The organism is Bacillus chungangensis, assembly GCF_030812995.1.
Taxonomy (GTDB): domain Bacteria; phylum Bacillota; class Bacilli; order Bacillales; family Bacillaceae_C; genus Bacillus_CF; species Bacillus_CF chungangensis.
Map to the genome: position 1 here is coordinate 182,256 of NZ_JAUSTT010000006.1, position 14,735 is coordinate 196,990.

Genomic DNA, 14,735 nt, shown 5'->3' on the forward strand with positions numbered 1-14,735 from the left:
TAAATGGAAACAGAAAATTTTGCTGAGTTGGCAATACATGAGTATAAGGAAGGCATGGGGCTTTTTACAACTAAAATGCCGCATATTGGGGAAGCTTTTCATGCATTTACGAAGGCTTGCTTTGAAGAAGGTCATTTAAGCCAAAAACAGAAGCAATTAATCGCGTTAGGGATAAGTATTTATTCACAAGATGAATATTGTATTATTTACCATACGAATGCTTGTTTGGATGAAGGATGTTCCGAAGAGGAAATCTTAGAAGCAATTGGTGTTACAGGAGCTTTCGGCGGTGGAGCCGCAATGAGTCAAGCTGTTACGCTCGTTCAACAGACAATAGAGGAACTTCAGCATAAAAAACAGAAACATTAACTCATTCACCCCATCAGCGGCCGTCTTTCCACTTTATTTTGGAATATCGGAATAAATGTTGCAAATAGATGTTCTTGATCTTTTCTAAAAAAATCAAGTTGTTTCGCATATTTTATATTGCCTGGCAAAAAGAACAGCGTCAAAAGGGTCGTCAAATAACGGCACTTTTGACACTGCTTTTCTATATTTTTTGAAAAAATGTCATTTGTTTTGGCTGTTCCTTCTACACGGGAAAAAGCAGTGTAAAGAGTAACGATGCCGACTCTTTCATCTTGTTCAAACTCTTCTCGATAAATAAAATCAGATTCGTTCCTACATCCGAAGTAAAGATGTGCTTCACCAAACATTTTCCCCTTCTTGCTTCATTGCGTTGCGTACCTTAAAAACCTCGAAAAGAGGGGCAGCTCCACGATATTCGCCTTCTGCTCCAAGCAGAATCATGTTCAACGCCTACCGTAATACTGGCCTGTTCGCTGTTGGATCGACGAGAACTTTTGAAAGACATAACGATTGCATCCTAAGATGTTAAAGAAAATGATTTACGGACATACCGATCCGCTTTACCTCACGACTAATCACACAAAAACATTTATAGGAATTTTGTTGCCTATAATCTGGCTCAAGAAAGCAGAAAAAATAGCCGGGCTGAAATAGATGTTTTGCCCCAGCTGATCTTTTAAAATACGGTTCTTTTTTTCTAGAAGGAGCCCCTTTAACTAGATTTATCAGCTGATAGGATATTCCTCCTCCGATGTCAGAATATTCTTCCATGAATTGACAAATTCATTGTAGTTATGTAAGATAGTATATGTTCACTACTTCACAAATAGAACATTTTATTTTTTCCTTGTACGAAACAACATATGTCATGAACTAGCATGATTATCTCCCAAGAACGGGCAGTACGACCCTCATCTCATTGCGAGGTAGCAACAAAGGGGGATGTCTGCTCGTTCTTGTTCATTGATAAGGATAGATAAAGAAAACGCCTGTTTTCTTATTAGTGACATTAACTGGAGGGATTATCATGTCTATTTATACACCACAAGAAATTGCTCAATTGGCCGCCAAATCAGGACAAAAAAAAGCGCAACTGCCATTATTATCGATATTTATTCTTGGCACTTTTGGAGGAGCTTTTGTAGCATTAGGATATTTGCTTGATATCCACGTAGTTGCAGCAGCTCCAGAATCTTGGGGAGGGATTGCACATTTTCTAGGGGCAGCCGTTTTCCCAATTGGTCTTATTTTAGTTATTCTTGCTGGCGGTGAATTGGTTACTAGCAATATGATGGCTGTATCAATGGCATGCTTTGCTAAAAAGGTTGCTTTCCCTAAGCTAGTGAAAAATATAACGCTTGTTACATGTTTTAATTTTCTTGGAGCACTATTCGTAGCTTACTTCTTCGGACACATCGTTGGCTTAACAGAAGGGAAATTCTTAACAAAAACCGTTGCGATTGCGCAAGCGAAATTAAACGATCCCTTCTTCAAAGCATTTATTTCTGGAATCGGCTGTAACTGGCTCGTTGGCTTGGCTTATTGGTTGAGCTTAGCTAGCAAAGATTTTACTGGCAAGGTTATCGGCATTTGGTTCCCTGTGATGACTTTTGTTGCGATTGGGTTCCAGCACGTTGTCGCCAATATGTTTGTCATTCCAGCAGCCATCTTTGCAGGGCAGGCAACATGGATGGAATTCTTTCCAAATATGATCGTCGTCTTTTTAGGAAATTTAGTAGGCGGTGTTATCTTTGTTGCTCTACCATATTTTTTAGCCTATCGACAACATCCACAGCCGCAAACTGAAATGAATGTAAAGAAGCCGTCTGCATCCGCTTAAAAGCATTCAGCGAAAATACGAAAAGAGAGCTTTTATAGAAGAAAAAATCATATAGAATTTGTAACATTTTTCACGTTTTTAAAAACTGTCAAACTGTCTATACAATTATACACATAGACACTTCAATTCTCTCTAAGATGCCGTATTTTCCGGCTGGCATAGAATTTGCATTGATATTTAAGGTAGTACATGTGTAAACATTGTATCTAAGGAGGAACTGAAAATGGGAGAACAGCGAATAAACGTAACGAAAGAAAACTATATTGCAACAGTACAAATTAATAACCCACCAGCAAATACATTATCAAGTGCTTGTATTGCAGAATTACGAAATGTGTTTTGTGATTTAGCGGTGGATAAGGAAACGAGAGCAATTGTGTTAACTGGTGCAGGCCGTTTTTTTGTTGCTGGAGCTGATATAAAAGAATTTGTAGATGCATTAGGAAATGAAAAAAAAGGGATGGAAATGGCTGCGGCAGGCCAAGCACTTTGTAATGAAATTGAAGCAATGAAAAAACCAGTCATTGCAGCGATTAACGGCCCTTGTCTTGGTGGAGGCATGGAATTAGCAATGGGTTGCCATTACAGAATTGCAGCGCCTGATGCGATCCTCGGTCTCCCTGAATTAAAGCTCGGGTTGCTTCCTTCCTTTGGTGGTACGCAGCGGCTTAGTCGAATAACAAGTCCAGCAACAGCCTTAGAACTTATATTACAAAGCAAGCAGCTTAGTGGAACAGAAGCAGCTCAATTAGGTATTGTACAGCAAGTTGTTTCTAAGGAAGAACTTCTTCCTACTGCTATTTCTCTTGCTAAATCATTTATTGATGGGAAAAGTATGACAAGTGTAACGAGAGTTATCGAATGTATTACAATGGGAAGCAAAGAATCGCTGGAAACAGGACTTGAGCGTGAACGACAATACTTTGGCGAACTCTTTTTAACCGATGATGCAAAAGAGGGCATCAACGCCTTTATTGAAAAGCGGCAACCATCGTTCAAACATTCATAAGGGGTGTGGAAAATATGTCTAATGAAATCCTCATTGAGATCAATGAAAATGGTGTAGCAATCATTATATTAAACCGCCCTCAAGTACTTAATTCTCTTTCCTATAAAATGGTAAAAGACATTAGAAAAACATTAACGGAATGGAAAGAAAATGACAACATTAAAGTTGTTGTCATAAAAGGTGCTGGCGATAAAGGCTTGTGTGCTGGCGGTGATATTAAAACACTTTATGAAGCACGTAACCAAGGCGCAAGCGCAGAAAAAGCACGACAATTTTTTACCGAAGAATATCAAACAGACCTTGCAATTGCCCAGTTTCCAAAACCGATTATTGCTTGTTTAGATGGAATTGTGATGGGCGGCGGTGTTGGCCTTACATATGGTGCAAGCCACCGCATTGTTACTGAGCGGACAAAATGGGCAATGCCAGAAATGAATATCGGATTTTTCCCAGATGTCGGTGCGGCTTTCTTTTTAAACAGAGCTCCTGGTTTTACAGGCCGTTATCTAGCGTTGACTGCCTCTATTATTAAAGCGGCAGATGTTCTGTACATAAAAGGAGCAGACATCTATATGGAACAGAAAAAAATGAACCAGTTTCTGACCCGCCTTGAAGAAGTCAATTGGCTCCAATCGGACGTAGATGCTAAACTTGAATCTTTAATCGCTTCCTTTGCTGCTTCTCCTTCAGCAGAAAGTGAGCTTGCCGGTTTACAAACTTCCATTGATGAGCATTTTTCGCATCAGTCAGTGGAAGAAATCATCTCATCTCTTGAAAAAGATCAAAGTGTATTCGCTGTAGAAACAAAGGATCTTCTTCTCTCAAAAGCACCAGTATCTTTGAAGGTAGCGCTGCAGCAATTGCAAAATGGTGAAGACAAATCGTTAGAGGAATGCCTTGCAGTCGATTTAGTGCTTGCGAAAAACTTTCTTCTACATGACGATTTTTATGAAGGTGTTCGCTCAGTTCTTATTGATAAGGATCGGAATCCGCAATACAAATATAAAAGCTTAGCAGATGTTTCGCCAGAATTAGTTCAACGTTTTTTTAATGGATGAACATAAATAAACAGCCTAATCCTTATATAGGATTAGGCTGTTTATTATTAAAACCAGCGTTCTGTTACAACTTTCTTGCGGGTATAAAATTGTACACCATCTTTCCCATTAGTGCCTAAATCCCCAAAGAAGGAAGCTTTATTGCCGGCAAAGCTAAAGAATGCCATTGGTGCTGGTACATTCACATTCACACCTATCATTCCTGCGTCAATTTTATCTCGAAATTGCTGAACGTGCTTGCCGCTTGCTGTGTAGATAACAGCGCCATTTGCAAATCGAGATTGATTCGTTAATGAAATCCCTTCATCTAAATCTTTTACACGGACAATGCTTAGAACAGGTGCAAATATTTCTTCTTGCCAAATCTTCATCTTAGGATCAACATGATCAAATATCGTTGCTCCTAAGTAGTAGCCATCTCCAAGCCCGTCATCCAATTTGCGCCCATCAACAAGCAGTGTAGCACCATCAGCAATGCCGCTATCAATATATTGAAGTACCCTCTCCTTATGCGATGCGCGAATTAAAGGCCCGACAAAATTCTCTTCAAAACGCCCATCCCCTACTTTTAGCTTGCGTGTTTCAGCTACAAGCAGCTCGAGGAATGCATCAGCAATTTCATCGACAACTGCGACAACTGAACAAGCCATGCAGCGTTCTCCACTGCTGCCAAAAGCAGCGCCAATGACACCTTGAACAGTCTTTTCTAAATGACAATCAGGCATAACGATCGCATGATTTTTCGCACCAGCTAGAGCTTGAACTCGCTTTCCATTTGCCGTTGCTGTTTCATATACATACTTTGCAACTGGCTCAGAACCGACAAAAGAAACAGCTTGAATAGTTGGATTTGTTAAAAAACGGTTCACAACTTCCTTTCCTCCATGAACAAGGTTTAATACACCTTTTGGAAACCCAGCTTCATGAAACAATTCGACAAGCTTGCCAGCAAGGATCGGCGTGCGCTCAGACGGTTTTAATACAAACGTATTGCCGCAAGCAATCGCAAGTGGAAACATCCAAAGGGGAACCATCATTGGAAAATTAAAAGGCGTAATACCGGCAACAACACCAAGTGGGTAGCGCCAAATGGAGCCGTCAATGCCTGTTGCAATCCCAGGCAATGCTTCACCCATCATCAAAGTAGGAGCTGCCGTTGCAAGTTCTACTACTTCAATCCCACGTTGTACTTCTCCCCGTGCATCTGTTAAGGTTTTCCCATTTTCCATCGTAATAATTTGTGCCAATTCTTCCTTATTTGCAACCAGCAAGTGTAAATATTGTTGTAAAAGGCGGGCGCGATTCGGAACAGGAACGGTGCACCATGTTTCATAAGCATGATGAGCAACTGCTACTGCTTCGTCTACTTCTTTTGCTGTCGAAAGGGGAACAGATGCGATTGTCTCTCCTGTCGCTGGATTAGGTACCATTTCTTGCTCCACATCTCGCATTTCTATCCATTCTCCGTTTATCCAATTTTTTATTTGCTGCATTTAATATACTCCCTTCTTTTCGTTTACTCGTTCGTAGAAGACTGCCATATCTTTTTCTCCTAGCCCTTCCTGTTCTGCCGCTTGATAAGCAGCAAATAATGTATTGCTGATTGGCAGATTTACTTGATTTTCGTTTGCTAGTTCTAAAGCAAAACCAAGATCCTTTCTTAACAGCTTTAAAGCAAAGCCGGGCTCATAATCATCCTGCGCGATAAAACTTTTATAATTGCGTTCATAAATGCGGCTTTGGCCATAACTTACATTCAACATTTCAAATAGGTAGTTGAGATCTATTCCGCTTTCCTTCGCTAGTGTAAGGGCCTCACTTACCCCAGCAGTATAAAATCCAATCAGTAAATTGTTGATAAGCTTCACAATTGTTCCGCTTTCAATTCGTTCCTCTACATGGAAAATATTCCCACCAAGTGTTTGAATAACAGGCAACGCTTTTTCATAAGCAGTTTTGGAACCACCAATCATAAACGTAAGTGTTCTATTCACCGCACCAATAACACCTCCGCTGACAGGAGCAGCTAAAAAAGCAATGCCTTTCTGTTTTGCCTCCTCATCAATTGTTTTATTGAGTGCAGGTGAAACAGTACTTGTGTCAACAAGAATCGTATTTGAGCGACAATGATGCAGCAAGCCACCTTCTCCAGTATACACTGCTTTAACGGCATCATTGGACGGGAGACTAGTAAAGATAAGCGAACAGTTTGCAGTCAACTCATGGAGTGAATAGCCTGTTTTTCCTCCAGCCGCTTGCAATGCCTTTTCCGCTTCTTTATTTACATCCATCCCATATACAATAAACTTTGATTCTACTAAATTTTTAGCCATAGGAAGTCCCATATTTCCCAAGCCAATAAAACCGATCTTTTCCAATTTTATCTCCCCCTAACTTCTATAACGTGCAGTTTCTGTAATAGCCTTTGCAATCTCACGCTTTTTCTTAAATAGATTTGTATAAATCGGTACTGTAAGATGCTGAATGGCATCAAGCTCCATTCTTCTTTGTTCTTGATCAGTGATTGCTGCTGACAACAGCGAAATTCCAGCAGCTTGCACTTGGCGATAACCCTCTTCACAAAGCACATCTGTCATCAAACTTTTTAAGGAGGCATGATCGGCGCCATTAGCAGCAATGATTTTTTTGGTTCGTAAAAATGCTGATTCCATCACATTTATATTTTTAACCATATCTGCTAGAAGTCTTGCATATTCTTGTTCATTTTCAAGTTTTTGTCTATCAAAATGCGAAATCGCTTTCAATGATTGTTTAAGTATTTGTTTTGCTTGTTGTATATAGTGATCATTGCGCCCATTTGGCTGTCGATTTTCACCTGAAAGAGGCGGTTTCATTTGGAGCAGCATTTTAGCAATCGTTAAACGATTGATTTCGTTTGTTCCTTCAAAAATACGATTAATCCTCGCATCACGATATAGACGTTCTACTTCGTACTCCTGCATATAGCCATAGCCGCCATGAATTTGCACTGCCTCATCTACAATATAATCAAGCACTTCCGAACAATTCACTTTGTTTAAAGCACAATCAATGACAAACGGAGACATCTTTGTCATCAGTTCATTACCAGTTTCTACGTCAAGAAGTTCCTCATCGATAAGAGATGCAGTGCGATATGCTGCACTTTCTGCACCATAAATCAAAACTACCATATTTGCAATTTTCTCTTGAATCATCGTGAAATCTACTAAAGCCGTTTGAAACTGTTTTCGTTCTTTACCATACTGAACAGCGAGCTGCAGCGCTCGTTTCGATGCACCAATATTAGAAAATGCAAGCTTCAAACGTGCCATATTTAAAATATGCAAAGCAACGCGATGTCCTTTTCCAACCTCACCAAGCACATTTTCGACTGGTATTTCTACATCTTCTAAAATGAGCGTCGCTGTAGAAGAATCATGAATGCCCATTTTTTTCTCTTCCGATCCGACGGATACGCCTTCATAGCTGCGCTCTACGATAAAAGCAGTGATCCCTTCCTTGGTTCTTGCAAACACAACATATACATCTGCTAAATGTGCATTTGTTATCCATTGTTTTTCTCCATTAAGAAGCCATGCTGTTCCTGATTCATTCAACACCGCCCGCGTCTGGCAATGAAGTGCATCAGAACCAGCATTAGGTTCCGTTAATGCATAAGCGCCGATCCATTCACCGGTAAGCAGCTTCGGCAAATATGTTTGCTTTTGACTCTCTGTTCCAAAATAAACATACGGAAGTGTACCTACACCTACATGAATATTATAAGAAACGCTAAAGATGCCGCCAAAGCCAATTTTTTCAGCAACAAGACCAGAAACTTTTTTCCCCAATGAAAAGCCGCCATACTTTTCTGGAATCTCAATTCCTAGTAATCCAAGCTCTCCAGCTTTTTCAAACAGACTGCGCACCATTTGCCGACGGTTGTCATCTGTCTCCTCGATAAGAGGCAGAATCTCTTGTCTCACAAACTGATCTGTTGTTTTCGCGATAAGCGTTTCCTCATTAGAAAAATCTTCTGGTATAAATACCTCCCCACTGCTGGAACAACGTGAAAAAAAAGTGTGATGTTGAACGGATGTTTGCTTCATTCTCATTCCCCCTATCTTTTTACCATGATCCATCTGTCATGGGAATATAATTGCAAGAAGCATGCCAATTGTTATTAAGGAAAGACGAGAATCAGCAAGGCGTTGACAAACTTTACGATAGGAAAAAGTGTCTTACTGTATAGACAGTTTTACATATCAGTGCCTCATGGAATTTCACTGTATCAATGTAATGATTCATTAAAACGAGAAAGCTTATTATAAAGTGTAGCTCTTGAGATTCCGAGTTTCTTAGCAGCCTTTGATTTGTTTCCTTTTACTTCTTTCAACACATTTTCGATTAATCCTCTCTCCTCTTCATTTTGTATGAGCCGAAGCGCTTCGTTACGATCATGCAACTTTTGATAGACTGGGTAGACAGGCATTTCTTTTTTGATTAAAAATTCTTCTGGCAAATCGCTTTTTTGTAAATGTGTTCGATCTACTAATGCAAATAGCCTTTCTAGCAAATTAATTAATTCTCGAACATTCCCTGGCCAATCATATTGTAAAAAGAGCCTCATTACCTCTTTGTCTATCGTTTTTTCTCGTATTTGATATTTTTTGCAAAGTTTTGGTATAAGATGTGCAATAATGACTGGGATATCTTCTTTGCGCTGGCGAAGCGGCGGGATGTGCAATGGAATAACATAAAGGCGATAGTAAAGATCTTCTCTAAACTTTCCTTCCTTTACTAGCTGCTTTAACGGTTGATTAGTTGCTGCAATTAATCGAAAATGAACAGGGATCGGCTTCGTTCCCCCAACTCGTTCTACTTCTTTTTCTTGCAGTACGCGTAATATCTTCACTTGGGTTGAAAGCGGCATATCACCAATCTCATCAAGGAATAAAGTCCCATTATGAGCTAGCTCAAATTTACCTGGCTTTCCTTCTTTTTTTGATCCTGTAAAAGCGCCCTCTGCGTAGCCAAATAATTCTGACTCTAATAGATTTTCTGGAATAGCAGCACAATTAAGCGCAATAAAATGACCATTTTTCCCTTCTCCCATCTCATGGATCGCACGAGCAAACAGCTCTTTTCCAACTCCGCTTTCTCCTGTAATGAGAACAGCTGCCTTTGATTGTGCCGCTCTTCGGGCTATTTTTTTCGATCGAGCAATTGCTTGGCTTTCACCTATAATTTCTTCTAAACCAACCATTTGTCCGAATCCATCTTTTTTAGCTGCTAGCTTTTTTTCTTGTTTATATGTAATATTTAATTGCTCAATCTTTTCCATCATTCGATATATTTCAGATAATCCTTCGTAAGTTAACATTCCTACAGCTCCGATCACTTCGCCATTTTTCCAAATAGGAAGCCGGTGAACAATCATTCTTTGCCCTTGAAGTTGATGAATTTGATTTTGTTCTGGAATACCTGTTTTTAACACGACAGGAAGACGTGTATTTTCAATCACTTTTTCCACTGGCAGTCCGATTGCTTCTTCTTTTGTCACCTCTACAAAACGGCTATATGTTTCATTAAACATTTGGATTACGCCGTTCTCATCCACTACTGCCAATCCCTCATAAGCAGTATCGAAGCATAATTGATACCATTCAAGCTGTCGATTTTTTTGCGCTAAAGTTTGTTGTAAGGCACGATGGTATGCCTGTAGTTCTTTTTTGCCAAATACCCCTGCGAAGGTATCAGTTGTTTTGTCAATGACATACAGGGGCCATTCATGAAGTTCCTGTAAGGAAAAATGAGCATGTACTGTTCTAGAAGTAGGAGTAATAAGAGTGGAGAGTGGTTCGTGCCATTTTAAACCTTTCGTTAACCATTGAATACAATCATGTAGCTTTACAACACCAAGAAAGCGCTTATTTTCTACTACAGGAAGCTCAGAAGACTCTGATTCAGCCAGCTTTGATAAAGCGTCTTGAATCGATTCGCCTTTTGTCAGCGTTATTGCATCGCTCTGCGCCCAAAATCCAATAGCTTCATTCATTATTGATTTCATCCCCTTCTAAAGAAAATCGTTAGATGCAAATAATTTTCCGAAAGGTCAAAGAATAATAGTTGGAAAAAGCGATGATTCTGGCTGCTAATAGCAGATGAATACATCGCCTTTCTCCTTTACTGACCTTTTGATAATACGGTTTTTGCTATCGACTGATCCAAATTTTCAAATGCATCATAGCTGATTGTATCATATAGTTCACTTCGAGTTTGCATATCGGAGAGTCCATCTTGCTGTGAACCTTCCTCTTTAATAAGCTTGAATATTCGCTCGTAAGCCTTAGCTGCTACTCGCAGGGAAGTAACAGGATAAATGACCATTTGAAAGCCCATTTTTGCAAAATCAGCTGCATGATAATAAGGAGTTTTACCAAATTCAGTCATATTTGCAAGCAAAGGAATGTCAATTGTTTGGGCAAAGTGTTCAAACTCTGTTTCCGATTGCAGTGCTTCTGGGAAAATTGCATCTGCTCCTGCTTCCTTGTATGCTTGAGCCCTTTCAACCGCCTTTTCTAAGCCTTCAACGGCACGGGCATCAGTTCGTGCAACGACAATGAGAGATGGTGCTACTTGTTTGATTGTTTGAATCTTTTGTACCATTTCTGTCGTAGAAACGAGTTGTTTGCCATTTAAATGTCCGCATTTTTTAGGCAGCTGCTGATCTTCTATTTGTACAGCAGCAACATTTGCTTCAACCATTTCGCGGGCGGTGCGTGCAACATTTAATACGCCTCCAAACCCAGTATCAATGTCTACAAGCACCGGCAAGTCCGTTGCACGTACAAGGTCGCGCGCCCGTTCAGCAGCCTCAGTCGAGGTGACAATACCTAAATCGGGCAGTCCGCGGCTTGCCGTATAGGCAGCTCCAGAAAGGTAAAGAGCAGAAAATCCTGCTTGCTTTGCAACAAGTGCAGCCATTGCATCGTGTGCTCCTGGAATTTGTAAGATTTCCGGAGCAGTCATCAATGCCTGAAAGCGTGCGGCAAGCTCTGCTTGCGATGATTGTTTGTCAACAATCCAAGCCATCAATACCTTCCTCCCTTCTATCTAAATATATTTAAATAAGGAATAAATCTACAAATTCATTTACTGTCATTGCAGCCAATTTTTTGTCGTCACCACATGCTTCTTCAATTTGTTGCTGTTGTTTTAATGGAAAATGAGTAGCTACATTCGCAGAAAATTTCTCCCAAATTTTTGGAATTGCTTCATCTCTCCGGAAGCGATGTCCCAATGGATACTCACACTCTACTTTTTCTGTAGAGGTTCCATCCTTGAAATGAACCTGTACCGCATTGGCGATTGAGCGCTTGTTCGGATCAAGGTAATCTTCACTGTACTGCTTGTTTTCAACAACTTCCATAAGGCCGCGCAAACGATCTACCCATCGTTCTGCAGCAGTTTCATCTTCATAATGATCCGCAACGATATCACCTTTAAGAAGTGCAATAGCAGTAATATATTGGAGACAGTGATCACGATCTGCTGGATTATGCAAAGGACCAACTTTATCAATAATTCGGATAGCTGATTCATGGGTAGTAATTGTTATTTTATCAATTGCGTCTAATCGATCTTTTACCTGTGGATGCAGTTTTACTGCACATTCCGCAGCTGTTTGTGCATGAAACTCTGCTGGATAAGAGACTTTAAATAGGACATTTTCCATTACATAAGCATCTAAAGGGCGTGCTAGCTTCAATGATTGTTGTTTAAATAATACATCTTGAAAGCCCCATCCTGGAGCAGACAGTGCAGAAGGATACCCCATTTCTCCTGTCATTGCCATCATTGCGAGATGAACGCCTCTGCTTGTTGCATCACCAGCAGCCCAAGATTTTCTCGAACCTGTATTCGGCGCATGTCGATACGTGCGCAAGCTGGCATTGTCAATCCATGCATTCGAAAGGGCATTGTTAATTTCATCTCGTCCGCCCCCGAGCAGTTTTGTCACAACTGCTGTCGTTGCTATTTTTACAAATAGCACATGATCCAATCCAACGCGATTTAAACTATTTTCTAACGCTAATACGCCTTGAATTTCATGGGCTTTTATCATTGCTTCTAAACAATCGTGAACAGTTAACGGTTCCTTTCCAGCTGCTATCCGCACTCGGCTGACATAGTCGGCTACTGCTAAAATACCACCGAGATTATCAGATGGGTGTCCCCATTCAGCCGCCAGCCACGTATCATTATAATCAAGCCATCTGATTATGCAGCCAATATTAAAAGCGGCACGGACTGGATCAAGAACATAAGAAGTTCCAGGAACACGAGCGCCATTCGGAACTACTGTCCCAGGTACAATTGGTCCGAGCAGCTTTGTACATTCTGGATAGTTCAAGGCCAAAATGCCGCATCCCAATGTGTCGATCAAAACATGCCGAGCAGTAGCAAAAGCCTCATCACTCGTGATTTCCTTGTTTAATACATAATCTGTTATTTCTTCTAAAAGTACATCTGTTTTCTGTTTTTCATTGACCTTTAACAAGTTATCCTTCCTTTCTCAGCCGAAATTGTTTATCATGATTAATGGGTGTCGGTAAACATCCTATGTGGCGAGCGTTTGCAAGTGGCAACTCCCCAGTTGTACTTCATCCACTGTAAACATGACGCTCGCCGATATAATGGACGCGAGGGCGAAATAGCCGATTGTTTTCATGCTGTTCAATGACATGAGCGCACAATCCAACCGTTCTCGCACTGAAAAAGATCGGTGTGTACAGTTGAATTGGAATTCCAAGCATCCAGTAAACAGGTGCTGCGTAGTAATCTAGATTTGGGTAAATACCTTTCTCCCTCTCCATTATTTTTTCACCAGCTTCACACATCTGGTATAGAAGGTCATCTCCTGCATTCTCACACAACTGTTTCAATGCTTTCTTCATGATGAGTGCTCTCGGATCCATCTTCTTCATGTAGACACGGTGCCCAAAGCCCATAATTTTTTCTTTCTGCGCTAACTTTTTCTCTAGCAAACTTTCAAATCTTTCTACAGTTTTAGCTTCTTGCAGCATATACATGACCGCTTCATTTGCTCCGCCATGGAGACTTCCTTTCAACGAGGCAACAGCCCCTGTCAAAGCTCCATACATATCAGACTGTGTCGAGGCAATAACTCTAGCAGTAAAAGTAGAATTAGGCATCTCATGCTCGCTGTAGAGGACGAGCGATTGATCGAAAATCTGTTCTTCTAATTCAGATGGAACTTTCTCAGTAATCATATATAGAAAATTAGCACTATACGATAATTCAGACATCGGCTGCACCGTAGGTTTCTGCTTCAACGTTCGATAACTATTCGCTACAATATTCGGTACTTTTCCTAAAAGTTGATATGCCCGCTGTTTATTTATTTCAAACGTGCGGTCTTCAACCTGGGAATCATAGCCGGCTAATACTGAAATGCCTGTTCGCAAGCCATCCATTGGATGTGTTTGTTCCGGAAGCATTTTAAAAACCTGCAGGACGCCATTAGGCACTTCATACTCTTTTTTCAAGCGTTTCTCGACAGTATTTTTTTCATCGTGATTAGGCAACGCTCCTTCTAATAATAAATGAACAATATCTAAATAGCTTTTTGTCTTCGAAAGATCAATCAAATCATAGCCATGGATCACAATTTCACCAAGCTCTGTATCAAGGAAAGATATTTTTGTTTCCGCTGCGATTACGCCATCTAGACCTGGAAAAAATTTCTCCTCATTCCCCATAACATCAACCCCCAATTTGTAAGCACTTTCAATATTTTTTTTCATAAACAACTTCTTAGGAAGTTGAGAAAGCATGCATTATCCTTAGTGGATAGGCAATCGTCATGTTTGCCGCTGCACGAAACACCTCCTAAATCGTAGATCATGATGTGCGAGCAACCTATTCAAGACAGCAAGAAATCTTTTCTTACTGCTGTAAAAAATACATTGGAATAAGTTCACTCATCAAAATAGGCATAACAGGCTTGATCATCGCTCTCTCCTGTACTTCATGGAAAATCAGCTTCCGTTTTAATGTTTTCCTTTTGGCAGAAAAGAGACAATCATTTCCTACACCTATTTTTACATCTATACCATTTTCTTCTTAACTATATCATAATAGTTTTTAAAATTCCAATTATTTGTGCTTTCAATAATCATTCATTAATTGCAAATAACCTGTCTAATGAATGATTCTGTTGTTCACCGTAAAGTAAATTTTACAATTTATCCCACATCTAACTGGCAGTAGACCCCCACCTCAAGAGTAAGAGGAATCCGAAGAAGTCTAGGTGGGGGATAACTGAAAGTCAAATGTCCGATTGGTTCGGGCCGACAGGATGTCGGTCACAAAGGCGTTGCAACAGGATAAGGAAAGCTTCGGCAGCGATACATCGCACGAAGAAAAGCGGTTTCCTTTTCGAGGACGTTGC

The 14,735-nt window shown here is 40.3% G+C and carries 11 protein-coding genes and 1 pseudogene; 4 read left to right on the forward strand and 8 right to left on the reverse strand.

Annotated elements, in window-relative coordinates; translation table 11 throughout:
• Nucleotides 1–3: 3 nt before the first annotated feature.
• The gene (locus J2S08_RS06835) at nucleotides 4–369 is read left to right on the forward strand and encodes a carboxymuconolactone decarboxylase family protein (protein WP_307227940.1); all 366 of its coding nucleotides are present in this window, start codon (nucleotides 4–6) and stop codon (nucleotides 367–369) included.
• A gap of 206 nt (nucleotides 370–575) precedes the next feature.
• Here J2S08_RS06835 and J2S08_RS06840 read toward each other — a convergent pair.
• A pseudogene (locus tag J2S08_RS06840) lies at nucleotides 576–871 on the reverse strand (hypothetical protein); the annotation flags it as partial.
• Between the two features lie 525 nt (nucleotides 872–1,396).
• On the opposite strand from J2S08_RS06840, the gene J2S08_RS06845 reads away from it, so the two are divergent.
• The 3 genes from J2S08_RS06845 to J2S08_RS06855 all read left to right on the forward strand — a co-directional run bounded on the left by J2S08_RS06845 (nucleotide 1,397) and on the right by J2S08_RS06855 (nucleotide 4,276).
• Complete coding sequence (locus J2S08_RS06845; RefSeq protein WP_307227942.1) at nucleotides 1,397–2,209, forward strand: formate/nitrite transporter family protein; 813 nt, start codon at nucleotides 1,397–1,399, stop codon at nucleotides 2,207–2,209.
• A gap of 223 nt (nucleotides 2,210–2,432) precedes the next feature.
• Nucleotides 2,433–3,218 (forward strand): enoyl-CoA hydratase-related protein, encoded by a 786-nt coding sequence (locus J2S08_RS06850; protein ID WP_307227944.1) that lies wholly within the window; start codon nucleotides 2,433–2,435, stop codon nucleotides 3,216–3,218.
• Between the two features lie 14 nt (nucleotides 3,219–3,232).
• The gene (locus tag J2S08_RS06855; protein WP_307227946.1) at nucleotides 3,233–4,276 is read left to right on the forward strand and encodes an enoyl-CoA hydratase/isomerase family protein; all 1,044 of its coding nucleotides are present in this window, start codon (nucleotides 3,233–3,235) and stop codon (nucleotides 4,274–4,276) included.
• 47 nt (nucleotides 4,277–4,323) lie between these two features.
• Here J2S08_RS06855 and J2S08_RS06860 read toward each other — a convergent pair whose 3' ends face one another.
• The 7 genes from J2S08_RS06860 to mmgD form a co-directional block, all read right to left on the reverse strand.
• Nucleotides 4,324–5,769 (reverse strand): CoA-acylating methylmalonate-semialdehyde dehydrogenase, encoded by a 1,446-nt coding sequence (locus J2S08_RS06860; RefSeq protein ID WP_307227947.1) that lies wholly within the window; start codon nucleotides 5,767–5,769, stop codon nucleotides 4,324–4,326.
• Nucleotides 5,770–6,654, reverse strand: a complete 885-nt coding sequence (locus tag J2S08_RS06865) for an NAD(P)-dependent oxidoreductase (RefSeq protein ID WP_307227949.1) — start codon at nucleotides 6,652–6,654, stop codon at nucleotides 5,770–5,772. It abuts the gene before it with no gap.
• 12 nt (nucleotides 6,655–6,666) lie between these two features.
• On the reverse strand, nucleotides 6,667–8,367 hold the full coding sequence (locus tag J2S08_RS06870; protein WP_370875643.1) for an acyl-CoA dehydrogenase family protein: 1,701 nt from the start codon (nucleotides 8,365–8,367) through the stop codon (nucleotides 6,667–6,669).
• Between the two features lie 182 nt (nucleotides 8,368–8,549).
• Nucleotides 8,550–10,316: a sigma 54-interacting transcriptional regulator gene (locus J2S08_RS06875; protein ID WP_307227953.1), complete on the reverse strand. Its 1,767-nt coding sequence runs from the start codon at nucleotides 10,314–10,316 to the stop codon at nucleotides 8,550–8,552.
• Between the two features lie 128 nt (nucleotides 10,317–10,444).
• Nucleotides 10,445–11,353, reverse strand: coding sequence for a methylisocitrate lyase (gene prpB / locus J2S08_RS06880; protein WP_307227955.1), 909 nt, complete (start codon nucleotides 11,351–11,353; stop codon nucleotides 10,445–10,447).
• A gap of 31 nt (nucleotides 11,354–11,384) precedes the next feature.
• On the reverse strand, nucleotides 11,385–12,821 hold the full coding sequence (gene prpD, locus J2S08_RS06885; RefSeq protein WP_307227957.1) for a 2-methylcitrate dehydratase: 1,437 nt from the start codon (nucleotides 12,819–12,821) through the stop codon (nucleotides 11,385–11,387).
• Between the two features lie 103 nt (nucleotides 12,822–12,924).
• Entirely contained in the window at nucleotides 12,925–14,043 is a 1,119-nt protein-coding gene (gene mmgD / locus J2S08_RS06890; RefSeq protein WP_307227959.1) for a citrate synthase, read from the reverse strand.
• Nucleotides 14,044–14,735 lie beyond the last annotated feature (692 nt).

What these genes read in the sequence shown, in the direction of transcription:
- J2S08_RS06850 (WP_307227944.1), top strand. Translation starts at nt 2,433, where the DNA reads ATGGGAGAACAGCGAATAAACGTAACGAAAGAAAACTATATTGCAACA.
- prpB (WP_307227955.1), bottom strand. Translation starts at nt 11,353, where the DNA reads ATGGCTTGGATTGTTGACAAACAATCATCGCAAGCAGAGCTTGCCGCA.
- J2S08_RS06875 (WP_307227953.1), bottom strand. Translation starts at nt 10,316, where the DNA reads ATGAATGAAGCTATTGGATTTTGGGCGCAGAGCGATGCAATAACGCTG.
- J2S08_RS06835 (WP_307227940.1), top strand. Translation starts at nt 4, where the DNA reads ATGGAAACAGAAAATTTTGCTGAGTTGGCAATACATGAGTATAAGGAA.
- J2S08_RS06860 (WP_307227947.1), bottom strand. Translation starts at nt 5,769, where the DNA reads ATGCAGCAAATAAAAAATTGGATAAACGGAGAATGGATAGAAATGCGA.
- J2S08_RS06845 (WP_307227942.1), top strand. Translation starts at nt 1,397, where the DNA reads ATGTCTATTTATACACCACAAGAAATTGCTCAATTGGCCGCCAAATCA.
- J2S08_RS06855 (WP_307227946.1), top strand. Translation starts at nt 3,233, where the DNA reads ATGTCTAATGAAATCCTCATTGAGATCAATGAAAATGGTGTAGCAATC.
- J2S08_RS06870 (WP_370875643.1), bottom strand. Translation starts at nt 8,367, where the DNA reads ATGAAGCAAACATCCGTTCAACATCACACTTTTTTTTCACGTTGTTCC.
- mmgD (WP_307227959.1), bottom strand. Translation starts at nt 14,043, where the DNA reads ATGGGGAATGAGGAGAAATTTTTTCCAGGTCTAGATGGCGTAATCGCA.